The 22,847-nt window shown below is 71.9% G+C and carries 24 protein-coding genes; 11 read left to right on the top strand and 13 right to left on the bottom strand.

What is annotated here, in order from left to right; all coding sequences use genetic code 11:
- Positions 1-178: 178 nt before the first annotated feature.
- Together ACIPYQ_RS34525 and ACIPYQ_RS34520 are read right to left on the bottom strand one after the other, a co-directional pair.
- Complete coding sequence (locus ACIPYQ_RS34525) at positions 179-736, bottom strand: flavin reductase family protein (protein WP_401258055.1); 558 nt, start codon at positions 734-736, stop codon at positions 179-181.
- Positions 737-1,049: 313 nt separating this feature from the next.
- A complete protein-coding gene (locus ACIPYQ_RS34520; RefSeq protein WP_401258053.1) occupies positions 1,050-1,379 on the bottom strand; it encodes a TlpA family protein disulfide reductase in 330 nt (109 codons plus the stop codon).
- Between the two features lie 234 nt (positions 1,380-1,613).
- Between ACIPYQ_RS34520 and ACIPYQ_RS34515 the strand changes: the two genes are divergently transcribed.
- On the top strand, positions 1,614-2,336 hold the full coding sequence (locus ACIPYQ_RS34515; protein WP_361755467.1) for a lysophospholipid acyltransferase family protein: 723 nt from the start codon (positions 1,614-1,616) through the stop codon (positions 2,334-2,336).
- A 78-nt stretch (positions 2,337-2,414) separates the two neighbouring features.
- Here the strand turns inward: ACIPYQ_RS34515 and ACIPYQ_RS34510 are convergent, their stop codons facing one another.
- The 8 genes from ACIPYQ_RS34510 to ACIPYQ_RS34475 all read right to left on the bottom strand — a co-directional run bounded on the left by ACIPYQ_RS34510 (position 2,415) and on the right by ACIPYQ_RS34475 (position 11,771).
- Complete coding sequence (locus ACIPYQ_RS34510; RefSeq protein ID WP_401258051.1) at positions 2,415-4,694, bottom strand: tetratricopeptide repeat protein; 2,280 nt, start codon at positions 4,692-4,694, stop codon at positions 2,415-2,417.
- Positions 4,691-5,092 (bottom strand): hypothetical protein, encoded by a 402-nt coding sequence (locus ACIPYQ_RS34505; RefSeq protein WP_401258049.1) that lies wholly within the window; start codon positions 5,090-5,092, stop codon positions 4,691-4,693. The genes ACIPYQ_RS34510 and ACIPYQ_RS34505 overlap by 4 nt, the downstream gene beginning before the upstream one ends.
- 40 nt (positions 5,093-5,132) lie before the next feature.
- A complete protein-coding gene (locus ACIPYQ_RS34500) occupies positions 5,133-6,332 on the bottom strand; it encodes an alginate lyase family protein (RefSeq protein ID WP_401258047.1) in 1,200 nt (399 codons plus the stop codon).
- Positions 6,333-6,468: 136 nt separating this feature from the next.
- Complete coding sequence (locus tag ACIPYQ_RS34495) at positions 6,469-7,068, bottom strand: transglutaminase family protein (RefSeq protein WP_401258045.1); 600 nt, start codon at positions 7,066-7,068, stop codon at positions 6,469-6,471.
- 77 nt (positions 7,069-7,145) lie between these two features.
- On the bottom strand, positions 7,146-8,240 hold the full coding sequence (locus ACIPYQ_RS34490) for a threonine aldolase family protein (protein WP_401258044.1): 1,095 nt from the start codon (positions 8,238-8,240) through the stop codon (positions 7,146-7,148).
- Positions 8,219-8,980, bottom strand: coding sequence for an SDR family NAD(P)-dependent oxidoreductase (locus ACIPYQ_RS34485; protein WP_401258042.1), 762 nt, complete (start codon positions 8,978-8,980; stop codon positions 8,219-8,221). Before ACIPYQ_RS34485 ends, ACIPYQ_RS34490 begins: the two co-directional genes overlap by 22 nt.
- 26 nt (positions 8,981-9,006) lie before the next feature.
- A complete protein-coding gene (locus tag ACIPYQ_RS34480; protein WP_361755488.1) occupies positions 9,007-10,413 on the bottom strand; it encodes a DUF6421 family protein in 1,407 nt (468 codons plus the stop codon).
- Positions 10,414-10,649: 236 nt separating this feature from the next.
- On the bottom strand, positions 10,650-11,771 hold the full coding sequence (locus ACIPYQ_RS34475; protein ID WP_401258134.1) for an LLM class flavin-dependent oxidoreductase: 1,122 nt from the start codon (positions 11,769-11,771) through the stop codon (positions 10,650-10,652).
- A gap of 49 nt (positions 11,772-11,820) precedes the next feature.
- Between ACIPYQ_RS34475 and ACIPYQ_RS34470 the strand changes: the two genes are divergently transcribed.
- Together ACIPYQ_RS34470 and ACIPYQ_RS34465 are read left to right on the top strand one after the other, a co-directional pair.
- Positions 11,821-12,480 carry a PadR family transcriptional regulator gene (locus ACIPYQ_RS34470; RefSeq protein WP_401258041.1) on the top strand — a complete coding sequence of 220 codons (660 nt, stop codon included), beginning with the start codon at positions 11,821-11,823 and terminating at the stop codon, positions 12,478-12,480.
- 190 nt (positions 12,481-12,670) lie between these two features.
- Complete coding sequence (locus tag ACIPYQ_RS34465; protein ID WP_401258039.1) at positions 12,671-13,360, top strand: glycerophosphodiester phosphodiesterase; 690 nt, start codon at positions 12,671-12,673, stop codon at positions 13,358-13,360.
- Positions 13,361-13,409: 49 nt separating this feature from the next.
- On the opposite strand, the gene ACIPYQ_RS34460 is transcribed toward ACIPYQ_RS34465, so the two are convergent.
- Positions 13,410-13,949 (bottom strand): GNAT family N-acetyltransferase, encoded by a 540-nt coding sequence (locus ACIPYQ_RS34460; protein WP_361755500.1) that lies wholly within the window; start codon positions 13,947-13,949, stop codon positions 13,410-13,412.
- A 195-nt stretch (positions 13,950-14,144) separates the two neighbouring features.
- Here ACIPYQ_RS34460 and ACIPYQ_RS34455 point away from each other — a divergent pair, with 195 nt between their 5' ends.
- From ACIPYQ_RS34455 to ACIPYQ_RS34440, 4 genes are all read left to right on the top strand, one after another.
- Positions 14,145-14,666, top strand: a complete 522-nt coding sequence (locus tag ACIPYQ_RS34455) for a DUF5134 domain-containing protein (RefSeq protein ID WP_401258037.1) — start codon at positions 14,145-14,147, stop codon at positions 14,664-14,666.
- A gap of 81 nt (positions 14,667-14,747) precedes the next feature.
- Positions 14,748-15,683: a M56 family metallopeptidase gene (locus tag ACIPYQ_RS34450; RefSeq protein ID WP_401258036.1), complete on the top strand. Its 936-nt coding sequence runs from the start codon at positions 14,748-14,750 to the stop codon at positions 15,681-15,683.
- A gap of 90 nt (positions 15,684-15,773) precedes the next feature.
- Complete coding sequence (locus ACIPYQ_RS34445; RefSeq protein WP_401258035.1) at positions 15,774-16,451, top strand: phosphatase PAP2 family protein; 678 nt, start codon at positions 15,774-15,776, stop codon at positions 16,449-16,451.
- Positions 16,452-16,554: 103 nt separating this feature from the next.
- Positions 16,555-17,184 (top strand): TetR/AcrR family transcriptional regulator, encoded by a 630-nt coding sequence (locus ACIPYQ_RS34440; RefSeq protein ID WP_401258034.1) that lies wholly within the window; start codon positions 16,555-16,557, stop codon positions 17,182-17,184.
- Between the two features lie 11 nt (positions 17,185-17,195).
- On the opposite strand, the gene ACIPYQ_RS34435 is transcribed toward ACIPYQ_RS34440, so the two are convergent.
- On the bottom strand, positions 17,196-18,686 hold the full coding sequence (locus tag ACIPYQ_RS34435) for an LVIVD repeat-containing protein (RefSeq protein ID WP_401258033.1): 1,491 nt from the start codon (positions 18,684-18,686) through the stop codon (positions 17,196-17,198).
- Between the two features lie 79 nt (positions 18,687-18,765).
- Here ACIPYQ_RS34435 and ACIPYQ_RS34430 point away from each other — a divergent pair, with 79 nt between their 5' ends.
- From ACIPYQ_RS34430 to ACIPYQ_RS34415, 4 genes are all read left to right on the top strand, one after another.
- A complete protein-coding gene (locus ACIPYQ_RS34430; protein WP_401258031.1) occupies positions 18,766-19,455 on the top strand; it encodes a DUF305 domain-containing protein in 690 nt (229 codons plus the stop codon).
- 52 nt (positions 19,456-19,507) lie between these two features.
- Positions 19,508-20,866 carry an FAD-dependent oxidoreductase gene (locus tag ACIPYQ_RS34425; RefSeq protein ID WP_401258029.1) on the top strand — a complete coding sequence of 453 codons (1,359 nt, stop codon included), beginning with the start codon at positions 19,508-19,510 and terminating at the stop codon, positions 20,864-20,866.
- A gap of 29 nt (positions 20,867-20,895) precedes the next feature.
- On the top strand, positions 20,896-21,303 hold the full coding sequence (locus ACIPYQ_RS34420) for a hypothetical protein (protein WP_401258028.1): 408 nt from the start codon (positions 20,896-20,898) through the stop codon (positions 21,301-21,303).
- Between the two features lie 310 nt (positions 21,304-21,613).
- The gene (locus ACIPYQ_RS34415) at positions 21,614-22,264 is read left to right on the top strand and encodes a prealbumin-like fold domain-containing protein (RefSeq protein WP_401258027.1); all 651 of its coding nucleotides are present in this window, start codon (positions 21,614-21,616) and stop codon (positions 22,262-22,264) included.
- A 29-nt stretch (positions 22,265-22,293) separates the two neighbouring features.
- On the opposite strand, the gene ACIPYQ_RS34410 is transcribed toward ACIPYQ_RS34415, so the two are convergent.
- Entirely contained in the window at positions 22,294-22,644 is a 351-nt protein-coding gene (locus tag ACIPYQ_RS34410; RefSeq protein WP_401258025.1) for an ArsR/SmtB family transcription factor, read from the bottom strand.
- Positions 22,645-22,847 lie beyond the last annotated feature (203 nt).

The following is a 22,847-nucleotide window of genomic DNA, read 5'->3' as shown; positions in this document are numbered from 1 at the left end:
CTTTTCTGGTACCGCCTTATGCAGGCAGCATAGGCGCCTTGTCGGGCGGATCCCGGTCGGGGCGGCCCGCGCTCCGAAGGGAATGTTACTCGTCAGTACACAGTGGGTCCCGCCAAGTCGCAAGGCTGGTGAACTGTGATCTGCCCAACGCCGCCCGACCCTCCCAAGCAGGGACGATTCAGTCGCGCAACGCGTTGAAGCGCCCCTGGTGGTACAGCAACGGGCGGCCTTCGCCGGCCGGATCCCCGGCGACCGCCTCAGCGATGATCACACGATGTTCGCCGGCGGGCACCCGTGCCACCACCCGGCACACCAGCCAGGCCAGTACGCCGTCCAGCACCGGAACCCCGTGCGGCCCCGGATTCCAGCCGGTGCCCGGCCCGAAGCGGTCGGCTCCGCTACGGGCGAACAGCCCGGCCAGCTCCCGTTGGTGTTCGCCGAGTATGTGGACGCCGAGGTACTCGCTGTCGCGCACCCCCGGCCAGCTGGAGGCCCCCGTGCCGATCGTGAACGACAGCAGCGGCGGGTCGGCGGAGACCGAGTTGAGCGAGGTCGCGGTGAATCCCACCGGCCGCGCGCCGTCCTGGGCGGTGATCACGGCGACACCGGCGGCGTGCTGCCGGAAGACCGAACGCAGGAGGTCGGGCGAGCCGGGGCGGCCGTCACCGGAACGGGACGGACGGGGGGCGCGGGGGGACGGAGCGGTGTGGACCGTCGGGACCGTCGGAGCAGTCATCAGGGTTCTGCCTTCTGCCGCGGGACACGCGGGCGCTGTCGGAGATCGGGGGCCGGGGTCGTTCAGCTGTCCCGACAGCGCGCGCTCGCGTACCGGACGAGGTCCACGTGGACCCGCCCGTAGAGCAGGAGTTCATACCGCATGCCGCCAGCCTGGCGATCTCCCGTGGACACAGTCAAGCGGGATCGGGCAGATGTCAGGCGCGTCACGCTGCGTGCGGGCGCGCGCACCGGCGCGCCCGGTACCCCGGTCGCCGACCCGGACCCGTGCCCGGACCCGTGCCCGGCCGCGGGGCCCCGTCCCGATCCGCCCGTCATACGGCGGCCCCCAGCGCGGCGATCACATCCGCCTTGCGCGGCATTCCGGCCGCCCGCCGCACGATCCGGCCCTCCGAATCCAGGACGAGTACGGTCGGGGTCTTCTCGATCCCGAGGGCGCGCACCAGCCCGAGCCGTTCCTCGGCGTCGATCTCGATGTGCGCGACCCCTTCGACCATCGCCGCGACCTCGGCGAGGATCCGCCGCGTGGCCCGGCAGGGCTGGCAGAAGGCGCTGGAGAACTGCACCAGGCTGGCCCGCTCCCCCGGCTTCGCGCCCAGTTCGGCGACGCCCAGCCGCCCGTCCCACCCGTCCTGCCCGAGCATCCGCGCTCCCCTCGCCGCCTTCGTCCGCGTACGCCATGCTCGTACGCTCGTCCGTGGATCGGAGCATCCTGGAGACGTACGACATTCCCGGCGTGACGAGAATCTCCCCGGGCACGGGCCTCTGGGCTGGCCAGCAGCCCTCGTATGGGGCACCATCCCCATGGTCGCGTACCTACGCTTCCGTAACTTCCGGCCGGGAGCACCTCCCCAGGCAGAAAGCGGGGTCTCCCCACCATGGCTGAGCTCGTCTACCCTCCGGTGATCGGCGCCGCGCACGGACTCTTCCGTGCCCTCGACATCCGCATCGACATGAAGGGCACCGAGAACATCCCCCGCAAGGGCGGTGCGGTCCTGGTGTCGAACCACATCGGATACCTCGACTTCATCTTCGCCGGCCTGACGGCGCGGCCGCAGAAGCGCCTGGTGCGCTTCATGGCGAAGGAGTCGGTGTTCCGGCACAAGGTGTCCGGTCCGCTGATGCGCGCGATGAAGCACATCCCCGTCGACCGCAAGCAGGGTGAGGCCGCGTACCAGCACGCCCTGGACTCGCTGCGGTCGGGCGAGATCATCGGCGTCTTCCCGGAAGCCACGATCTCCCAGTCGTTCACCCTCAAGAGCTTCAAGTCGGGCGCGGCCCGGATGGCGCAGGAGGCCGGGGTCCCGCTGATCCCGGTGGCGCTGTGGGGCACCCAGCGGCTGTGGACCAAGGGCCGCCCGAAGAACCTCAAGCGCAGCCACATCCCGGTGACGATGCGCGTGGGCGAGCCGATCGAGGCCCCCGCCGACCAGTACGCCGGGGCCATCACCCGCCGGCTGCGCGAGCGCGTGCAGGAGCTCCTGGACGCCGCCCAGCGCGCCTACCCGGCCAAGCCCAGCGGCCCCGAGGACTCCTGGTGGCTCCCGGCCCACATGGGCGGCACCGCGCCGACCGCGGCCCAGGTCCGCGAAGCGGGCTGACGCCCGAACGCACGCCCCGTACGCCGGCGACGGCCTCCAGGACCACTGACAGGTCCTGGAGGCCGCGTCAGTACGCGGTCAGCGCAGTTCCTCGAGCTGCTGCTCCGCCTCGACCAGCAGGGCCGTGAAGCGTCCGGAGTCGGCCTCGGCCAGCCTGCGCAGGACGCCGACGCGCTCCCGCGCGGTGCCCCGGGCCGCCTTACGCCGACCGACAAGGGCGAAGTGGTCGGTGAGCGTGCTGAGTGTCTGTTCCAAGTACTCGGCGTAGAAGGCGAAGTCCCCGGCAGCCTGCTCCCGACGGATCGCGGTCGCTTCCTGCAGCGGAGCCAGCGATTCCTCATACCGCCCCAGCGCATGGAGAGCCTCGCCGAGGTTGTTCAGCGCCCCGGCGAGTTCCACGTCATTCGGAACCGAATCACCGTGGACGAGGCTCCGGCAGACCCTCACGGCCTCCTCCGCCACCTTGAGCCGCTCGGCGGGCGCAAGCCGTCTGCGGCCCGCAAGATTGGCCAGGGCGTAGGTCAGTCGCCCTTGGAACCGGTCGTACAGCTTCGGTCGGTCCTCGTACTTCGCCGCCAGCCCTTCATAGAGCGCAACGCACTTTCTGCTGCACTCCAGGGCCCGCACGTGGTCACCCTTGAGCTCGTACATGATCCCGGCCCAGTCCAGGTGGAACGCCAGCCGGTCCTGGTGGCGGTCATCCTTCGGGGCGATTTCCCCGAAGAGCCGGAGGGTCTCCTCCATCTCGGTGACGGCAGCCGCGTGGTTCCCGATGTTCTGGAGGCGTGAGGCGAGATCGGCGTGGACCTCGGCCAGGGCTGAAGGGTCCCGGCCCGCGCGTCGCAACCGGTACGGGGTGACGTGCTGGGCGATCTCCGCTGCACCTGCGTCGAGTTCCGGGTTCCGGAACGGCAGGCCCGACTCGATGGCGTCCAGCAGCTCCGGCGGCAGGGCCGGGATCCGTACGAGCGCGGATAGCGCGGCGGACCCGGCCCTGTGCACCAGAGTGGGCTGAGCGGTGAGCAGCGGTACGAGCTGCCGTTCGGCGACGTGGTCCCAGCGCTGGGCCGTCTCGATCAGGGTGATCAGTGCGCGCCTGGGCCAGGACAGGCCCTCGGCCGACTCGTCGGAGAGGGAGAACAGCCGCTGGGGAGCCTGCGTGGTCCATGCCGTGCTCAGGCCGGAGCGCATCGGGCCGTTCGGCAGCATCAGGGCGAGGAAGTCCTCGCCGAGCCGGTCCGGGTACAGCGGTTCCAGCACGGTGTCCTGCTCGCGCGCCGGATAGGCGACGCGGTGGTCGTCGAGGGCCAGGCCCGGATCGCCGGGGCTCACGTCGAGGCGCGTGAGCACCTCGTGCGCCTGCGGCCAGGGCAGGGCACCGGTGAGCGTGGCGGCGTACACGGTCCGGGCGAACGTGGCGGGCGGGATGGCCGTCTGGCCGGCGGCCCGCAGCTGCTCCCAGTACGTCTGCTCGCGCAGGAGCAGGTAGGTGGAGATCTCGGCCGGGCTGCGCGGTGGGTCCTGGCCCCGGCGCTGGGCGTCCACCTCGGCCAGCGCCGCCATGTGCACCGCGAGTACGGTGGCGAACCCGTCGCCGCTCAGCTCGGGCGGTGTGCGGGGCGGGGCCGTGACGCCGAGCGCCGCGCCGAAGTGGTCGCGGGCCGCCGCGAACAGGGTGGCGCGGTCGATCTCCTCGGTCAGGGCGGGCAGTTCGCGTTCCTCGACCTGCGCGTCGAGGTCCCACAGGTGCTTGGACGGCGTGCTCCACCAGCCGGTGGCCGCGCGGGCGATGAACAGCATCCGCAGCGCGGGGTCGCCCTGCCCCGTGCAGTCGGTCATGAAGTCGGTCAGGTCCCGGCCGGGCCAGCGGTCGGCGTAGTCGACGATCAGCAGGAGCCCCGCGGAATCGGCGTCCGCCTCCGGTACGGGGGACTGCGCGTGTGGGCGCGTCATGCGGTCGCTCCCGTGCCGTACCTGGAACACGGTCCAGCCCGCCTCCTGGGACTCCCGCGCGAGCTCCTCGGCCACGCGCGACTTGCCCTGGCCGCCCGGCCCGTGGAGCAGCAGCGCCGAGGAGGCCGTCTTGGCGCCGCGCCACTCCCGCAGGTCCCCGAGCAGCGCGGCCCGGCCCACGAACTCCGGCTGCGGATACCGGGGGTTGAGCAGCTGGCTCGGGTGCTCGCGCACCTTCTCGCGGTCGATGTCGAGGGGAGCCCGGGTGGCGGGCCCCAGGTGGTAGAGGGGCGGCTGGTCGAAGTTCTGCACGACGGAGCTGCCGACCCGCTCGACCACCGTCATGTTGCCGTGCACCGTGACCTGCTGCCCCGGCCGGGCGAGCCAGCCGCGCCGAGGGGTCACCGCTCCTCGACCACTGACTCGCCCGCGCCGTCGACCTGGACGTTGTTCCCCTCGATGTGGGTACCGGGCGTCGAGGGGGGAACCGGCGCGGCCCCCCGGTTCCGGCCGACTCTCCTCAGCGTCACCCGCGAGCCGCCCCGGACGCGGCGGACCGAGACATTCGACCCGCCGACGTACTCGGAACCGGGCGCGGGCGCGGGCGGCGTGGTGGCGGTGCGGTGTGCCATGACCAGGGAGAACACCTGTCCCGCGAGTCCGAGCAGGGTGACCGGCAGGCCGATACTGCTCGCCAGTTTGTCCGCCTGGTCGAGCCCGACGGTGACGAAGTACGTGATGAGGCCCGCGGCGGTGAGCACCCAGACCGCACCGCAGATCCAAGCCAGTCTCTGCCAAGTCATACGGTCAGCATGGCCGTCACCGCCCGGTGGTGAAACCCGTTCAGTGGGGGTTGTCTGCGTGGGTCAGGGTCTCCCAGGCCTCGAAGTGGTTCTCGGTGCCCGCCGGGCGCCGTCCCTCGGTGAGCCTGCGGGTGTTCTCCATCGTGACGCCGAGCCGGGTGTGCAGGGCGTTGTAGCCGACCTCGGTCGCCGGGCCGATGCCCTTGGTCAGGCTGCCTCCGCAGAGCCAGGAGGGGACCGCCGCGCCGAGTTCGTACGTGGCGTGGAATCCCAGCGCGTGCCGGAACCGGTCCTTGAACTGCGGGTAGAGGTCGCGGCCCTGGATGCGTGAGGTCTCGGCGACGTGCATGGCCGCGGCGATCCCCATGCCGGTGTGGCCGAAGTCCCGGCAGGTCTCCTGCGCGAGGCCGTCGACGAAGGTGCTCTGGCCGTGCCAGTAGTCGATCAGCTCGCCGCGGGTGTCGATGGACGAGCGCGGCGGGTACGCGGGCTGCGCGCCGTCGGAGGCCAGGTAGAAGTAGGCGGGGACGCGGCCGAGGTAGATGCCCATCGCCTTGTCGTAGCTCGCGCGGTCGTCGAGGTGCACCGAGATCCCGACGGCCGCGTCCATCATGATCAGTTCCCAGTTGCCGTTGCTGTTCGGCCGCCCGTTGATCACCTCGGGCAGGTAGACGTCCCGCAGCATCGTCGCGAAGCGCCCCTGGTTCGGCCAGCCGCCCGTGTACGTGTGCTTGATGATCTCGGCGGCGCGCGGCCAGGTGGAGCCCGCCCAGCCGCTCTGCAGCGGCGCGTTGCTGTTGGTGTGGTCCTTGATCTTCGCGGACCACGCGTCCATCAACTCGATGGATTTGCGGGCGTACTTGGCGTCCCGGGTCACGTACCAGGCGAGGGCGTGGCTGTACGCGGCGATGGCGTCCTCGCGCTCGTCGGTGCAGCCGATGTTCGGGTTCGAGTACGAGCCGCATTCGACGACCTCGCGCGGCTTGGGCGTGCGCGACAGCGAGCCGTACTTGCTCGCCAGCATCTGGTCGTAGGCGGCCTTCCACGGCTGCCGGCCGGCCTGTACCTGCGTGCGCACGAAGTCCAGTTGCGCGCGGCTGTTGAGGACTCCGGGGTGGGTGAACTGCGCGGGTGCGGCCGCGGTTCGGGGTGTTCCGGCGACTGCGGCGTGGAGGGGGAAGAGGGTTGCGGCCAGGCCGAGGGCAAGGGCGGCCAGCCCGGCGGGAACTCCGTAACGCATGAAGCGCCTTCCGGTCGGAGGTGGGGGATTCCGGGATTCCGGGGGTCTCCGTGGGGGGATTCCGCAACCGAATCTACTCATGCCCATGCCAATCTGACAACGATGTCAGACAGGAAACCTTCCTATTAACTCAACGTCAAAGAGCCGTCGGCAGCTTCGTCCACAGCTCCGGCCGGTCGGCGGACTCCCGCAGGGCGCCCAGCGCGGCCGGGTGCGGCGCGGCGTACAGCTCCGGATGGTCGATCTCGCCGAGTTCCGGCCGCACGGGGAAGGCCAGTTGCTCGCGGTCGAGGCTGAACTGCGCGTCCACCCCCGACTTGTTGCCGCGGGGGTCCAGGCGGGACCAGTGGGAGCTGCCGGGCAGCCGGACGGCCACCAGGCCGTGCACGACCGGGTTCGACCCGTCGTCGTCGGTCAGCCGCTGGTAGCAGAGGGCCGCCGGGATGCCCTGGGCGCGCAGCAGGGCCGCGAGGGCGTGGGACTTGGCGTAGCAGATGCCGTTGCGCGTGGCGAGGACGTCGGAGGCGCGCCAGGAGACCCGCAGGTCCCCGGAATCGGCCGAGTGCGGGATCGTGTCGCGGACGAACTCGAAGGCCACCTTGGCGTATGAATATGCATCGCCGGTGGCGGACCAGAGGGCGTCGGCGGTTTCCTGAACGAGGGGGTGCCAGTGATCGATGGCCTCGTCCGACGCCAAGTAGGCATGGATATCAGGGTTCTGCTGGATCAGCTGCATACCCCGGAGCATAGACAAGCCCCCGACCGTAGATCAATGGATTTACAGTCGGGGGAATATCTATGCATACAGTGGCGCTAGCGCGCCATCTCTTCCTTCAGGGCCTGCAGGAAGCCGTCCACGTCCTCTTCCTGGGTGTCGAAACCGCACATCCAGCGGACGTCGCCCGCGGCCTCGTCCCAGAAGTAGAAGCGGTAACGCTTCTGCAGTCGCCGCGACACCTCGTGCGGCAGCCGCGCGAACACCGCGTTCGCCTGCACGGGGTAGAGGATCTCCACCCCGTCCGTCTCGCGCACGCCCGCGGCCAGCCGCTGCGCCATCGCATTGGCGTGCCGGGCGTTGCGCAGCCACAGGTCCTTGGCGAGCAGCGCCTCCAGCTGCACCGACACGAACCGCATCTTGGACGCGAGCTGCATCGACATCTTGCGGATGTGCTTCATCTGCCGGACCGCGTCCGGGTTCAGCACCACCACGGCCTCGCCGAACATCATGCCGTTCTTGGTGCCGCCGTACGACAGCACGTCGACGCCGACGGTGTTCGTGAACGTGCGCATCGGCACGTCGAGCGAGGCCGCGGCGTTGGCTATCCGGGCACCGTCGAGGTGCACCTTCATGCCCAGGCCGTGCGCGTGCTCGCAGATGGCACGGATCTCGTCCGGCGTGTAGACCGTGCCGAGCTCGGTGTTCTGCGTGATGGAGACGACCTGCGGCATCGCCCGGTGCTCGTCCTCGAAGCCCCAGGCCTCCTGGTCGATCAGCTCGGGGGTGAGCTTGCCGTCCGGAGTGGGGACGGCGAGCAGCTTGATGCCCGCCATCCGCTCCGGCGCGCCGCCCTCGTCCACGTTGATGTGGGCGGTCTTGGCGCAGATCACGGCGCCCCACCGGTCCGTCATGGCCTGCAGGGCGACGACGTTGGCGCCCGTGCCGTTGAAGACCGGGAAGGTCTCCGCGTACGGACCGAAGTGGCTGCGGAAGATCTTCTGCAGGTGTTCGGTGTACTCGTCCTCGCCGTACGAGACCTGGTGGCCGCCGTTCGCCAGGGCGACGGCGGCGAGCACCTCGGGGTGCACCCCCGCATAGTTGTCGCTCGCGAAACCGCGCACCGCCGGATCGTGGTGGCGCCGGGCGTCGGTCTTCCCGGCATCGGTTCTCACGGTTGCGGAGTGAGCCACAGACGCTGTCCGTTCACATCGGTGGCGGGCCGCTCCCAGACGCCGGCGATGGCCTCGGCCAGCTCCTTCACGTCGGTGAAGCCCGCGAACTTCGCATTGGGTCGCTCGGCGCGCATCGCGTCGTGCACCAGTGCCTTGATGACCAGGATCGCAGCCGCCGCGCCCGGGCCCTCGTCACCCCCCGCCTTGCGGAAGGAGTCCGCCATCGCCAGGGTCCAGGCCTCGGCCGCCGCCTTGCCCGCGTTGTACGCGGCGTTGTTGGCGACGGGCTTGTGCGCGCCGGACTGGCTGACCAGGACGTAGCGGCCGCGGTCGCTGCGCAGCAGTCCGTCGTGGAAGGCCAGCGAGGTGTGCTGGACGGTGCGGATGAGGAGCTTCTCCAGGAAGTCCCAGTCCGCGAGGTCGACGTCGGTGAAGGTCTTGCTGCCGCGCCAGCCGCCCACGAGGTGGACCAGCCCGTCGATCCGGCCGAATTCCTTCTCGGTCTGCTCGGCCCAGGCCTGGGTGGCGCCGAGGTCGAGCAGGTCCACGGTGTCACCGGTGATGGTGGCGCCGCCGTGGGCGTAGCGTGCGGCGTCCACGGCCTCCGCGAGCCGCGCCGCATTGGCGTCGGACGCGACGACCACGGCACCCGCCTCGGCGAGGCGGAGCAGGGTGGCACGGCCGGCGGGGCCGCCGGCCCCGGCCACCGCCACCACCGCTCCGTGCAGCTTTCCGTTGCCGTTCCCGGAGCCGTTCATCTGTCCAGCCTCCTGTGGGCGAGCGCTCACGCGGCGACTCGCTCGGCCTGCTCTGCATTCAGGGCGGTGATGCCCTTCGTGGAGGCGATCACTCCCTTGAGCTTCTTGGAGAGCGCCTCAAAGAACATGCTGAGCGGAAACTCGTCCGGAAGCACGTCGTCCACGAGCTTGCGCGGCGGCTGCGTCATGTCGAGGGCGTCGGGACCCTTGGCCCACTTGGAACCCGGGTGCGGGGCGAGGTACGTCGAGACCAGCTCGTAGGCCTTGAACCAGTGCACCAGCTTCGGGCGGTCGATGCCGGCCCGGTACAGGTCCTCGATCTCGGCGCACAGCTGGTTGGTGACCTGCGGGGCGCGCATCCAGTCGATCTTCAGCTTGTTGTCCGTCCAGCGCACGACGTCGTGCTTGTGGAGGTACGCGAAGAGCAGCTGGCCGCCGAGGCCGTCGTAGTTGCGCGTGCGGTCGCCGGAGACCGGGAAGCGGAACATCCGGTCGAAGAGGACGGCGTACTGCACGTCACGGCCGTGCTCGTTGCCCTCGGACTCCAGCTTCACGGCCTCCTTGAAGGCGGTGAGGTCGCAGCGCAGCTCCTCCAGGCCGTACATCCAGAACGGCTGGCGCTGCTTGATCATGAAGGGGTCGAACGGCAGGTCGCCGTGGCTGTGGGTGCGGTCGTGGACCATGTCCCACAGGACGAAGGCCTTCTCGCAGCGCTCCTGGTCGGTGACCATGGCGGCGATGTCGGCGGGCAGCTCGACGCCGAGGATGTCGACGGCGGCCGAGGTGACCTTGCGGAACCGCGCGGCCTCGCGGTCACAGAAGATGCCGCCCCAGGTGAAGCGCTCGGGGGCCTCGCGCACGGCGATGGTCTCCGGGAAGAGCACGGCGGAGTGGGTGTCGTAGCCCGCGGTGAAGTCCTCGAAGGTGATGCCGAGGAAGAGCGGGTTGTCGTACCGGGTGCGCTCCAGCTCGGCGAGCCACTCGGGCCACACCATCTTGAGGACGACGGCCTCCAGGTTGCGGTCCGGGTTGCCGTTCTGCGTGTACATCGGGAAGACGACGAGGTGCTGCAGCCCGTCCGCGCGCTCGGCGGCCGGGTGGAAGGCCAGCAGCGAGTCGAGGAAGTCCGGCACCTGGAAGTCGGCCGCGGCCCACTTGCGCAGGTCGGCGACGAGCGTCTCGTGGTACGTGGTGGCGTGCGGCAGCAGCGGGGAGAGCGTCTCGACGGCGCGGATCACGCGACCGACCGCGGCCTCGGCGGTGTGCCGGGCGGGGGCGCCCTCGGCATCGAAGTCGATGGAGCCGTCCTTGGCCTGCCACGGACGGATCTCCTCCACGGCGGCCTTGAGCTCGGGCCACGCCGGGTGGTCGACCACCCGCGTCTCGGCGGTTATCACGGCGCCGCCGGTACCCGGCACAAGAGTTTCCGTCATGTCACTTCCTCCACAGGAGAACCTCACGTCAAGGCAGCGTAAGCGCGCGAGGCTCTTCCGTTCAAGAGGTAGCTCGGGAAATTATCCGGTGATACCCCCCGCTTCACCGGAAGTCTTCCCGTTCGAGGGGGTGGAACCAACCACTCCGCCCAGTTGCGCCAAGGCCTTTCCGGCCACTGACGGCTTCCGGCCGGATCGGGCCGGGCCGGAGCCCCGGCCCGCGACGGAGTCGGACATCACATGCCGCGGAAGTGCGGGATGACCTTCTCCCCCCACTGCCTCAGGGTCTCCAGGCACGCCTCCTGCTCCACCGTGCCCATCTGGATCAGACACATGATCTCGTCGGCCCCCGCCTCCCTGAGCCGCTCCACGTACGCGATGGCGTCCTCGGCGCTCCCGTAGGCGTGGTCGGCGTTGAAGGTGGCCGTGGAGGCCGGCCGGACCGGGATGTCCAGCTCGTGCAGCCGGGCCACCACCTGCTCGGCGGCCCGGCACATCTCCGCGGCCTCGTCGGCGCCCGCGACAACGGCCTCGTCCGGGACCCCCGCCCCGCCGTACCAGTGGCCGATCGACTGGGCGAAGAACCGCTGGCCGCGGACGCCGATCCGGCGCGCCTCCTCCCGGTCGTCGAGCACGATGGTCGGGCACAGCACGGAGAAGTGGTCGTTGACCACGGTGGACACGAACCGGCTGCCGTCCCGCCCGGCGATCGCGGCGTCGTAGACGGAGCGCATCCGCGCGATCGACTCCGGACCGGCGAAGCCCATCACCAGCGCCCCGATCCCCAGCTCGGCCGCCTGGACGAGGGTCTCGCCGCGGCTGCACGCCAGGAACAGCGGCGGATGCGGGGTCTGCAGCGGCCGCGGCAGGATCGGATGCGGGTCTATGTCGATCAGCTCGCCGTGGTACTCCAGCTCCTCCTCCTGCCAGGCCCTGCCGATGATCCGCAGGGCCTCCTCCACCTCCGCCGTGGTGCGCTCCCGGTCCACTCCGCACAGCGAGGTCTCCTGCTCGGTGCCGCCGCGCCCGGCCCCGAGGTCGAGCCGCCCGCCCGAGAGCAGGTCGAGCATGGCGGCCCGCTCGGCGACCCGCACCGGGTGGTTGAAGTTGAAGGGCATGCACACGACGCCGTGCCCGATGCGTATGGTGCTCGTCTTGGCGGCGATCCAGCTCAGGAAGACCTCTGGAGCGCTCATGTGCGCGTACCACTTCAGGGAGTGGTGCTCGACCGCCCAGATCCGGTCGAAGCCCACGCGTTCGGCCAGCACGGCCTGCTCGACGCAGTCGCGGATGACCTGGTGCTCCCGCTCGACGGTCGGATCGGCCAGCTGAGCCTCGAAGATCACGGAGAATTTCACGGTGCCCCCAGGGTTGCGTCGCATGCCCGGCCTCACTTCAATTAGTAATATGACTAGTAGTCAGGAAGCGAAGAAGCAAGAGCTTCCGCCGACCGCGTGGGCCGTACTGGGCCTGCTCTCCTTCCCCGGCGAGCGGACCGGCTACGAGCTGAAGAAGTGGGCGGACTCCTCGCTGCGCTTCTTCTACTGGTCACCGGCCATCAGCCAGATCTACGCGGAGCTGCGCCGACTGGAGGAACTCGGTTACGCCGCCTCCGCGCGCTCGGGGCCCGAGGAGGCGCGGGCCAAACGGCGGTACGCCATCACCGACGCGGGCCGCGCGGCCCTGTCCGGCTGGGCCGCCGACACCGCCGAGGCGGGACCGCCGGTGCTCAAGCACGGTCTGCTGCTGCGGATCTGGCTCGGCCACCTGGCCGAGCCGGAGCGGCTGCGCGCGATGGTCGACGAGCACGTGGAGCGCACCCGGGGCGAGCTGGCCGCCGTACGGGAGGCCATGGAGCAGGCGGACGGGGTACCGGAATGGGCCTTCCCCGCCCTCGCGCTGCGCTGGAGCGAACGCCAGCACCTGGCCGAGCTGGAGCTGGCCGAGGCCCTGCTCACCGACCTGGTGGCGCTTGCGGAGGCGGGAGCGACCGGCAGCGCGCGGACCGGCTCGGAGGCCGTCGCCCGGGGCCGTCAAGCCGACGAGGACGCGCCCACGCCCGGGTGACGCGGCGGGCCCGGCGCCGGCCGCCGCAGGGCGCACAACCCTGGCGGGAAGCGGCCTGAGCGGCCTTCCGGGCCGATGCACGGACGGTCCCTTCGCACCCTCGGCGCACTAGCATGCGACCTCATCGCGCGCGGCCGGTCGGGACACCGCGACCGCGCGGGGAGCCGCCGTCGACGGAAGCGAGAGAACCTTGACTTTCCTCACCATCGGTCACCGCGGGGTCATGGGTGTCGAACCGGAGAACACCCTGCGGTCGTTCGTTCGAGCGGAACGTTCCGGCATGGACGTCATCGCCCTGGATCTCCGGCTGAGCAAGGACGGCGCCCTCGTCGCCCTGCACGACCCCGAGGTGGACCGGACCACCGACGGCTCGGGGGCCGTCGCCGATCTGACCCTGGCCGAGCTGCGCGAGCTGGACGCCGGTCAGGGCGAGCGGGTGCCGGTCCTCGATGAGGTCCTGGACGCGGTCCGCGTGCCGCTCCAGGTGTCCGTACGGGACCGGGCCGTGGCCGGCGTGCTGGCGGAGCTGATCCTGCGCCGGGACCTGACCGGCCGGGTGGAGGTGGCCTCCGCCGACGGGGCGTTGCTCGCCGAGACGGCCCGGCTGGTGCCCGGCGTACGGACCACCCTGTACGCGGCCCCCGGGGGCGGCGCCGGTGGCATCGTGGACCGGGCGCTGGCCGCGGGCGCCACGACGATCGCGGTGGACATCCACCTGCTCTCCCTGGAGACGGTGGAGGCGGCGCACGCGGCCGGGCTGCGGGTGACCGCCCTGGCGGTCAACACCCTGGACCAGCTGCGGCTGGCGCGGGCGCTCGGGCTGAACGGCGCGGCCACGGACCTCCCGGAGATCCGCAGCACGGGCCGGTTCACCGCCTGACGGCCTGACGACCTGACGGCCTGACCGCCCCCACCGTCCTGACGAGGGATCAGAGCGCCTTGACGAGCAGCTCGAAGGCGAGGTCGTCCCGGAGCGGGACGCCGAAGCGCTCGTCACCGTAGGGGAAGGGGCTCAGCTCGCCGGTGCGCGCGTAGCCGCGGCGCACGTAGTAGGCGATGAGCTCCTCCCGTACGTTCACCACCGTCATCCGCATCTCCTTCGCCTCCCAGGTCTCGCGGGCGCGGCGCTCGGCCTCGGCCAGGATCTCCTTGCCGAGGCCGGCGCCCTGGAGCCCGGGGCGGACGGCGAACATGCCGAAGTAGGCGTGGTCCCCGCGGTGTTCGAGCTGGCAGCAGGCGACGAGTTCACCCGCGCGCTCGACGACGAGCAGGACGCTGTCGGGGCTTTCGATGACGGCGCGGACCCCGTCCGGGTCGGTGCGCTGCCCGTCCAGGTAGTCGGCCTCGGTGGTCCAGCCGGCCCGGCTGGCGTCCCCGCGGTACGCGGACTCGACGAGCACCACCAATTCCGGTACGTCCGCCTCCACGGCACTGCGGAAACTGAGGGCGGCTGACTGGGCGGTCGACATCTGGGCGCTCCGTTCGGTGCGGTGGCATATGACATGCCTGGTGCGGCAGGGAGAGCGTATCCCGGGGCCGCGTGAGCGCCGTGTGAGAGGGGCATCTCTTCCCGTGACGCGTGACGCCGACGAACCGGGGGTTCCGCCGTGCACGGTTCAGCCACGTCCCTTTCCGACTCCGTGTCCGTTTCCGTGTCCGTTTCCGTGTCCGTGTCCGCCTGGCTGCTGGTGCTGCTGTGCGCGGTGAGCGGTGGGTACTGCCTCCGGCGGGTGCGGACGTCGGGCGGAGCGGTGGCCGCCGAGGCGGTGATGGGGTTCGGCATGGCGCTGATGGCCGTGCCCCTGGCCCGCGCCGACGGGTGGCGGGCTCCCGTGCTGGGGGTGGTCTTCTGCGGCGCGGCCCTGCACGCCCTGTGGCTGCTGCGGGGCGGGGCGCACCACACGCACCACCTGGTGGGCTCCCTGACGATGGTCTACATGAGCCTGACGGCGGCGGCCTCCGGGAACGGTCACGGGCACGGCCAGGGCGCCGGGCTGCCGCTGCTGACCGGGGCGCTGCTCCTCTACTACGCCGGGTACGTGGTGCTCGGTGGCACCCGGCTGCTCACCGCGGGGGGCCCGGCCGGGCAGCCGGCCGCCGCGGGCGGGGGCGGACCGGCCGAGCTGATCCGTGCCTGCCGACTGGCCATGGGAATGGGGATGTTGGCGATGCTGCTCACGATGTGACGGCGCCCGCGAACGTGTCCTGCGTCACCAATGCCCCGAGGCCGTACCCGCAGGTAGTCCCGCGCTCATAGGCTGGCGACCATGATGGTCCCCGCCGTTCTCCTGATGCTCGGCGCCCTGACCGCGGTGCTCGCCCCCCGTCTGCTGGCCCGGGCCCGATGGCCCGAGCGCGAGCCTGTCGTGGCGCTGTGGGCGTGGCAGTGCGTGGTCGGTGCCGTGCTCCTGTGCTTCGGACTGTCGATGCTGCTGAGTGCGGCGGCCGCCTGGCAGGCGGTCCGGGGCCGGCTCTTCGCCGCCGCCCCGCACGGGGTGGTCGACGCCTACGCCCTGGGCGCGTCCGGCGGGCCCTGGGCCGCGGCCACCGCGCTGGCGCTTGCGGGCGGTGCGCTGTGGACGGGGGCGATGCTGACCGGTGAGGTGCTGCGGGCACGGGCCCGGCGGCGCGCGCAGGGCAGCGAACTGCTCGTACGGGCCCCGCTGCTCCCGGGCGAGGACCCCTCGGGTGCGCGGCTCGTCGTACTGGAGGGTCCGCGGCCGGACGCCTGGTGGCTGCCGGGAGCGGCCCCGCAGCTGGTGGTGACCACGGCGGCGCTGGGCCGACTGAAGGGCAGCCAGCTGGACGCCGTACTGGCGCACGAGCAGGGGCACGCGACGGCCCGGCACGACTGGCTGCTGCACTGTTCGCGGGCGCTGGCCCGGGGCTTCCCGCAGGTGCCGGTCTTCGCGGCCTTCGAGGCGGAGATGCACCGGCTGGTGGAGATGGCCGCCGACGACGTGGCCTCGCGGCGGTTCGGACGGCTGACGATCGCGCTGGCACTGGTCGGGCTCAACGAGGACCGGGGGGTGTTCGCGGCCTCCACCCAACAGGCGCACGTCCCGCAGCGGGTGCGCAGGCTGCTCGCTGCCGCACCCCGGCTGTCGCCGGGCCGCAGGCTGCGCCTGACGGCGCTGGCCACGCTGGTCCCGGCGATACCGCTGCTGGTGGCTTTCGTGCCGGGGCTGAGCGCGCTGGCGTAGTGCGCCGTCGTAGTGCGCCGTCGTGGTGCGCCCTCGTGGTGCGCCCGCGGCGCGGCCCGGCGACCCGCGCGCCGGTGCGAGGATCGCCCCATGCGGAACAACCCCCTTCGGTGGGCGGGCATCCTCGCCACGCTGCTCGTGTCGGTCCTGACGGCGCTGGTGGTGGCGGGCTGGCGGCCACTCCTCTTCTGCGACCTCCGGATCGCCCGGGACCTGCACGCCCACGCCGTCGCCCACCCCGGGGTCACGCAGGTCATGCGGGTGCTCTCCGACTGGGTGTGGGATCCCTGGACCATGCGGGCGCTGGCCGCCGTCGCGTGCGTCCTGCTGTGGTGGCGCGGTGACCGGGAGCGGGCGCTCCGGGTGGCGCTGGCCATCGTGGTGGCCACGGTGGTGCAGCAGGGGCTGAAGGCACTGGTGGGCCGGGAGCGGCCGGTGTGGCCGGATCCGGTGGACTCGGCGCAGTACGCGGCCTATCCGTCCGGGCACGCGATGTCGGCGACGGTGGTGTGCGGCCTGCTCCTGTGGCTGCTCCCCCGGCCGCCCTCGCAGCCCGTGCCCGCCACCCGTACGCTCCCGGCGTGGGCGCCGGCCGCCGCCTGGACGGTGGCCGCGGTCTCGGTGCTCGGGGTCGGCTTCACCCGTGTCTACCTCGGGGTCCACTGGCTGTCCGACGTGGTGGCGGGCTGGCTGCTGGGCGTGGCCGTGGTGGCGCTCGCGACGTCCGGATCGGGCCGTCGGCGCGGGTCCGGCGCTGCGGACCGGTGAAGGGTGTGGGGTGCCTGCTCTGGGCGATCCCCCGTTTCACCCAGAGCAGGCGACCCCGTGCGCTGAGTATATTGGCTCTGAGCCAGTCAACGCAGGAGTAAGCATGGTCCCGCGCAGCGCATCGGTCAATGAAGAATTGCGCAGACGTTCCCGGGAGCGGCTGCTCCAGTCCACGGTCGAGCTCGTCTCCTCGCGCGGCTACGAGGCCACGACCCTGGGCGACATCGCCGACCGGGCGGGCGCCGCCCGCGGCCTGGTCTCGTACTACTTCCCGGGCAAACGGCAGTTGCTGCAGTCGGCCGTGCACCGGCTGATGCACCGCACGCTGCACGCCGCGCTGGAGCGCGAGCCCCGCACCGACGACGGGCGCGAGCGGCTCGCGCGCGCCATCGACGCGATCCTCGGGCTGGCCCGGGACGAGCCGCTGCTGATGCGGACGCACATGGCGGGCATCCTCACTGCGGAGGGCTTCGTGCAGTGTCCGGAGCAGCAGCGGCTGGCGGAGCTGCTGCGGGACACCGTCGCCCGGTACGGCTCGGCGGACGTGGACGCGGACTATCCGCTGCTGCGGGCCCTGCTGATGGGTGCGGTCGTGGCGATCCTGCTGCCGGGCGCCCCGATGCCGCAGGCCCGGCTGCGGGCCGAGCTGTTCCAGCGCTACGGACTGGACTGGGAGCTCGGCGTTCCGCCGGACGGCGGAACGCCCGGCGGAACGTTTCCCTCACACCCCTAGCCAGGTGGACGTCAGTGGTACTCGGGCTGGCTCTGCACGTTGAGCCGGTCCATCCACACCCACTTGGCGCTCTCGGTGCGCCAGTCGTCGAGGCGCAGCACGTCGAGGCCCTTGGCGATGTCGTTCGAGTAGATGTGCCCGTTGTAGTAGTACGCCGACCAGGACCCGCCCAGTCCGAGCCGGTCCGTCGTCAGCGGTCCGCGCTCGAAGTACGCGATCTCCCTGGGCCGGGCGGAGTCGGTGAACTCCCATACGGACACGCCGCCCTGGTACCAGGCCTGCACCATGATGTCGCGGCCGCCGCCGACCGGGATCAGCGAACCGTTGTGGGCCACGCAGTTCTCGGTGTCCGCTTGGTGGCGCGGGATCTTGAAGTAGCTGCGGAAGACGAGCTTGCGCTGGTCCCCGCGGCCGGTGATGTCGTAGACCCCGTCGGCGCCCCGGTCGGGGCCGGTGGCCGCGTTGCAGGTGGCACCGGAACCGCCGCCGAGCTCGTCGGTGAACACCACCTTGTTCGCCCGCTCGTTGAAGGTGGCGGAGTGCCAGAACGCGAAGTTCACGTTGTCCTGCACCCGGTCGATGACCTTCGGCTGCTCGGGCTTGCTGATGTCGAAGAGGATGCCGTCGCCCATGCAGGCACCGGCGGCGAGCTTCTTCGACGGCAGCACCGTGATGTCGTGGCAGCCGGTGGTCTTGGAGACCCCGGGGTTGGTGGGCCCGCCCGGGTTGCCGCCGTCGGGGAAGAGGATCGGGAAGGCGACGACCGCGGCCTTCGTCGGCGCCTTCTTCGGGACCTTCACCACGGAGATGCCGTCGTGCGGCGGCTTGCAGTCGGGGAAGGCCTCGTTCGGGGAGTACGAGGCTACGTAGAGGTAGACGTCCTTGTCACCCGGCACCAGGGTGTGGGTGTGGGAACCGCAGGCGGTCTCGACGGACTTGATGTACTTGGGGTTCTTCTTGTCCTTGATGTCGAAGATCTTGATGCCCTCCCACGAGGACTTCTCCGTCGCGGGCTGCGAGACGCTGTTGCAGGAGTCGTCGCTGCGCGAGGAGTCGGTGGAGAGGAAGAGCAGGTCCCCGTGGACGGAGACGTCGTTCTGGCCGCCGGGGCAGAGCACCTGGGAGACGGTCTTCGGTGCCTTCGGCTGGGCGATGTCGTAGATCGTGAAGCCGCTATAGCTGCCCGCGTAGGCGTACCTGCCCTGGAAGGCCAGGTCGGAGTTGATGTTCGCGGGATCGGTGCTGGGGATGTTGGCCAGGTGCCTGATGTTGCGGCTGTGCACGATCTCGTCCTGGCCGGGGATCTCGCCCGGGGCCAGTTCCCTGCCCTCGACGGAGCTCGCGCTCTGCTGGTTGCCGCTGCCGCTGCCGGGTGATAAGTCGCCCGGGTCGGGGGTGGCCGACGCCGGTCCGGCCGCCAGGAGCGTGGTGAGGAGCCCGGCCGCCGCGACGGCCACCCCCACCCTCCTGTTCCGCACTCGCCTGGTGTGTAGCGAGGTCACTGTGCCCTCCGATGGGGGAGCCCGATCGGTTCCGCCCGCAAGGGAACGGAACCAGGACCCCGGCAGTATCTTCCTTTCCATGGACATGGCAAAAGCCCTCCGGAGCCACAAGGCACCGACAGCTCTGCTCCATCGCACCGCAGCGGCCGTCGCCACCGCCGCCCTCCTGCTGCCCCTCGCCGGCTGCCAGGGCGGGGACGAGGGGAGCGACCGGGCCACAGAGGAACGGCCCGTGGTCGTCGCCCCGGGCCGGCCCGGCGAGAAGGCGCGCACCCTCACCCCCGAAGAGGCCGCGAAGGCGAAGCCCGACGACAGCCCGAACGCCGCCGACCGCGCTTACGTGGAGCGCATGATCGAACACCACCGGCAGGCGCTGACGATGAGCGCGCTGGCCCCGGAGCGGGCCGCCGCGGACGGGGTCAAGCGGCTGGCGGAACGGATCTCGGCCGCCCAGCAGCCCGAAATCGGGGCGATGGAGAAGTGGCTGACCCTCCATCCGGCCCCGTCGGGGGGCTCCGGCGGGCACGACCACGGCCACGCAGCGATGCCGGGCATGGCGACCGAGGAGCAGCTCAAGGAGCTGACCGGGGCCGGCGGCGCCGATTTCGACCGGCTCTTCCTGAAGCTGATGACCGCCCACCACGAGGGCGCCGTGAAGATGGCCGGCGAGGCGCTGGCCGCGGGCAACAACGTGGCGGTCGAGGAGATGGCCACCGAGGTGGTGGCCACGCAGAGCGCCGAGATCCACCGGATGCGCGCGATGGGCTGACGCCGGAGGGGGCCGGTGTCATGCTGGGACCACCTGCGGGAGGAGCTCCGCCGTGCTTCGTGTCGCCGTCGTCGGATCGGGCCCCAGCGGGGTCTACGCGGCCCAGACGCTGGTCCAGCAGCGCGAGGTGCCCGGGGTGCGGGTCGACGTACTGGACCGGCTGCCGGCGCCGTACGGGCTCGTACGGTACGGGGTCGCCCCGGACCACGAGAAGATCAAGTCGCTGCAGGGCAGCCTGCGCACCGTGCTGGAGGACGAGCGGATCCGCTTCCTCGGGAACGTCGAGGTCGGCGGGCCGGAGCTGTCCACGGCGCGGCTCCTGGAGCTGTACCACGCGGTGGTGTACTGCGTGGGCGCGGCGCGGGACCGGCTGCTGGGGATCCCCGGCGAGGAGCTCGCCGGGGTGCACTCCGCGACGGCCTTCGTCTCCTGGTACAGCGGCCACCCCGATGCCCTCGACGAGGTCTTCGACCTGCCCGGGGTGGAGTCGGCGGTGGTCGTCGGGGCGGGCAACGTCGCGGTGGACGTGACCCGGATCCTGGCCCGCGGCACGGCGGAACTGGCGCCGACGGACATGCCGCAGCCGGCGCTCGGCGCACTCGCGGACAGCGGGGTGCGCAGGGTGGCGATGGTGGCCCGGCGCGGGCCCTCGCAGGGCAAGTTCACCACCAAGGAACTGCGCGAACTGGGCACCCTGCCGGGGGTGGACGCCCTGGCGGACCGCGCCGAGCTGGCGCTCGACCCCCTGTACGCCGATCCGGCCGCGGCCGCCGCGCTGCCGGCGGTGGCGCGGCGGAACCTCGAGGTGCTGCGCGGCTGGGCGGAGGCGGATCCGGGCGGGGAGCCGCGCCGCATCGCGCTGCGGTTCTACCTGCGCCCGGTGGAGGTCCTCGGCGGGCCCGACGGGCGGGTCACCGGAATGCGCTTCGAGCGGACGGCCCCGGACGGGCGCGGCGGGGTGACCGGGACGGGCGTCCACGAGGACATCGAGGCGCAGTTGGTCCTGCGTTCGGTGGGGTACAAGGGCGTCCCGCTGGCCGGGCTGCCGTTCGACCCCGAGAGGGGGACGGTCCCGCACGCGGCGGGCCGGGTGGTCCGCGCGGGCCGGGCCTCGGTCGGCGAGTACGTGGCGGGCTGGATCAAGCGCGGCCCGACCGGGGTGATCGGCACGAACCGGCCGTGCGCCAAGGAGACCGCGTCCTCGCTGCTCCAGGACGCGGCGGTGCTGGCCCGGCGCGAGCTGTCGGGGGACCCGCTGGACGCCCTGCGGGCGGCGGGTCTGCACCCGGTGGAGTGGCCGGGCTGGCAGGCCATCGAAACCGCCGAGGCCGAACTGGGCCGTTCGCTGGGCCGCCGCTCCGTCAAGATCCCGGACTGGCCCGGGCTGTTGGGCGCCGCGGGGCTCGCTTAGGGGATGTCGCACATTAGAGTGCTGCGGTGATGCGCGGAAGAAATCTGGTGCTTGCGGTGACCGTGGCGGCCTGCGCCGCACTGTCGGGGTGCACGGACGAGGGCGCCGACCGGGCCGCCGTGCCCGCCCCGGGCCCCACCGTGACGAGTACGGCCGCTCCCCCGGACGCGGCGGCCCTCGCCGAGCGCTACCGGCAGGCGGGCGGGGACGCCGACGTGTACGGCATCGAGCGGGTACCCGGGCCGGAAGGAACGTCACCCCTGATCGTCGTGCGCACCCACAACGCGGACACGGGCGACGCCCGGTTCAAACAGCAGGCGGCGTCCATCACCGCGTACCTGACGCTCAGCGAGGGCGTCACGCTGCCGCACGGCTACCGCATGGACGTCTTCGGCCCGGACGGCGGACTGCTCCACCGCTGGGACGCCACGACCTAGCAGGGCGTTGAGCTTGGTGGTGGCGATGGTGGCCCGGTGCGGCCCCCCGCAGGGCCGGGTCAAGATCCTCGACTGGCCCGGGCTGTTGGGCGACGCGGGCCCGGGCCGGGCGTAGGCACGCCTGGCCCTCCACACGCCCGACCCTCCTCATGCCCGGCCTCTGCTGGCGCCTCGTCCCTCCGCGTGAGTACGTCCGGGTGGTCGTCCGGCAGGAATGTCCGCATGCGGGAGTGTCGCCGGGCCGGCCCTCGTGCGCGGGCCGATCATGTCGCTGGAGCGAAGCCCCGGAGCAGCATGCGGATGGAGTGTCATGGCACCGAACGGATTGCGCCGGTCGTGGGACCGGTGGCGGCCCTGGGTCCTCGGGACGGCGACGACGGCGCTGCTGGTTTCGGCGCCGTCGTACGCCGCGGCAGCCGGGGCGGGCGCTGCCGTCCGGAACCCGTCGGGCGTCATGAACCGGGCTGCCGGGGGTACCGCCCCCTGCCCGGACCACGCCCTGGCCGGCGGCCACAGCTCGGGCGCCGCGTCCACCTCCGCTCTCGGCGGCCTGTGGTGCCCCCCGCCCGCGTGCGATGCGGAGCCTCCCGTCTGCGAGGGCCCCGGCATCCCCCTCGGCGAGGTCACGGTGATCAAGGAGGACGCGGAGACGGGCGACCCGCTGGGTGGCGCCGTCTTCGAGCTCTGGGAGGAGACCAACGGCATCCCGGGGCTCCAGACCACCGGCAGCGACCCGGACACTTCGATCGGCGCCTCCTGCACCACGGCAGCCGACGGCACGTGCACGCGCACCCTGCCGACCGGCATCTACTACTGGCTGGAGACCCAGGCCCCGCCCGGCTACGACCTGCCCCTGAACCCGGTGTTCCCCCTGCTCCTGACGGAGGAGAACATCGCCGAAGGCGTGACGGTGACCGCCGAGAACACGCCCACGCCCGTGACCGCCGGTGAGGTCGCCTGACCTGCCCCTCACCGCCCGCGACGGGCCGGTCAGCGGGGCGCGAGCCGCGCCGCCTCGGCTTCGGCGGCCGTGAGGACGCTGTCGAGGAGGCCGGGGTAGAGGGCTTCCAGGTCCTCGCGGCGCAGGGCGTTCAGCTTCGTGGTGCCGCGGTAGGTCTGGCGTACGACTCCGCTCTCCCGCAGGACGCGGAAGTGGTGGGTGGTCGTGGACTTGGTGACCGGCAGGTCGAAGTACGAGCAGGCCAGGTCCGCGGCCGAGGCGGCCAGGTCCCGGACGATGGAGAGCCGGACCGGGTCGGAGAGCGCGTGCAATACGCCCTCCAGCCTGATCTCGGCCGTTTCGGGGTGGGCGAGGGTGCGGCCGGCGTCCCGTTCCGTCATGTCCCTGCTCCACTCACTCGGTTTGCTGCGGGCCCCCATCGTACGAGAGCCGCCGAAGGACTCGGGGCCCCGCGGAGATCGACGGAACCGGGCGGTGGGGGGGCGGGGCCGCCGGGGGGCGGGGGGGGCGGCCCCCCCCCGCGGCCCCCGCGGCGGTGGGTCGGCGCGGGGGCGGGGGGATGCCCGCGCCCCCCGGCGGGCGC

Source organism: Streptomyces sp. NPDC090045, assembly GCF_044747975.1.
Lineage (GTDB): Bacteria > Actinomycetota > Actinomycetes > Streptomycetales > Streptomycetaceae > Streptomyces.
Note: the sequence above shows the minus strand (reverse complement) of the source record. Positions and strands in the feature narration are given on the sequence as shown.

What these genes read in the sequence shown, in the direction of transcription:
- ACIPYQ_RS34525 (WP_401258055.1), bottom strand. Translation starts at nt 736, where the DNA reads ATGACTGCTCCGACGGTCCCGACGGTCCACACCGCTCCGTCCCCCCGC.
- ACIPYQ_RS34520 (WP_401258053.1), bottom strand. Translation starts at nt 1,379, where the DNA reads ATGCTCGGGCAGGACGGGTGGGACGGGCGGCTGGGCGTCGCCGAACTG.
- ACIPYQ_RS34515 (WP_361755467.1), top strand. Translation starts at nt 1,614, where the DNA reads ATGGCTGAGCTCGTCTACCCTCCGGTGATCGGCGCCGCGCACGGACTC.
- ACIPYQ_RS34505 (WP_401258049.1), bottom strand. Translation starts at nt 5,092, where the DNA reads ATGACTTGGCAGAGACTGGCTTGGATCTGCGGTGCGGTCTGGGTGCTC.
- ACIPYQ_RS34500 (WP_401258047.1), bottom strand. Translation starts at nt 6,332, where the DNA reads ATGCGTTACGGAGTTCCCGCCGGGCTGGCCGCCCTTGCCCTCGGCCTG.
- ACIPYQ_RS34495 (WP_401258045.1), bottom strand. Translation starts at nt 7,068, where the DNA reads ATGCAGCTGATCCAGCAGAACCCTGATATCCATGCCTACTTGGCGTCG.
- ACIPYQ_RS34485 (WP_401258042.1), bottom strand. Translation starts at nt 8,980, where the DNA reads ATGAACGGCTCCGGGAACGGCAACGGAAAGCTGCACGGAGCGGTGGTG.
- ACIPYQ_RS34480 (WP_361755488.1), bottom strand. Translation starts at nt 10,413, where the DNA reads ATGACGGAAACTCTTGTGCCGGGTACCGGCGGCGCCGTGATAACCGCC.
- ACIPYQ_RS34470 (WP_401258041.1), top strand. Translation starts at nt 11,821, where the DNA reads ATGACTAGTAGTCAGGAAGCGAAGAAGCAAGAGCTTCCGCCGACCGCG.
- ACIPYQ_RS34460 (WP_361755500.1), bottom strand. Translation starts at nt 13,949, where the DNA reads ATGTCGACCGCCCAGTCAGCCGCCCTCAGTTTCCGCAGTGCCGTGGAG.
- ACIPYQ_RS34450 (WP_401258036.1), top strand. Translation starts at nt 14,748, where the DNA reads ATGATGGTCCCCGCCGTTCTCCTGATGCTCGGCGCCCTGACCGCGGTG.
- ACIPYQ_RS34445 (WP_401258035.1), top strand. Translation starts at nt 15,774, where the DNA reads ATGCGGAACAACCCCCTTCGGTGGGCGGGCATCCTCGCCACGCTGCTC.
- ACIPYQ_RS34440 (WP_401258034.1), top strand. Translation starts at nt 16,555, where the DNA reads ATGGTCCCGCGCAGCGCATCGGTCAATGAAGAATTGCGCAGACGTTCC.
- ACIPYQ_RS34430 (WP_401258031.1), top strand. Translation starts at nt 18,766, where the DNA reads ATGGACATGGCAAAAGCCCTCCGGAGCCACAAGGCACCGACAGCTCTG.
- ACIPYQ_RS34420 (WP_401258028.1), top strand. Translation starts at nt 20,896, where the DNA reads ATGCGCGGAAGAAATCTGGTGCTTGCGGTGACCGTGGCGGCCTGCGCC.
- ACIPYQ_RS34415 (WP_401258027.1), top strand. Translation starts at nt 21,614, where the DNA reads ATGGCACCGAACGGATTGCGCCGGTCGTGGGACCGGTGGCGGCCCTGG.
- ACIPYQ_RS34410 (WP_401258025.1), bottom strand. Translation starts at nt 22,644, where the DNA reads ATGACGGAACGGGACGCCGGCCGCACCCTCGCCCACCCCGAAACGGCC.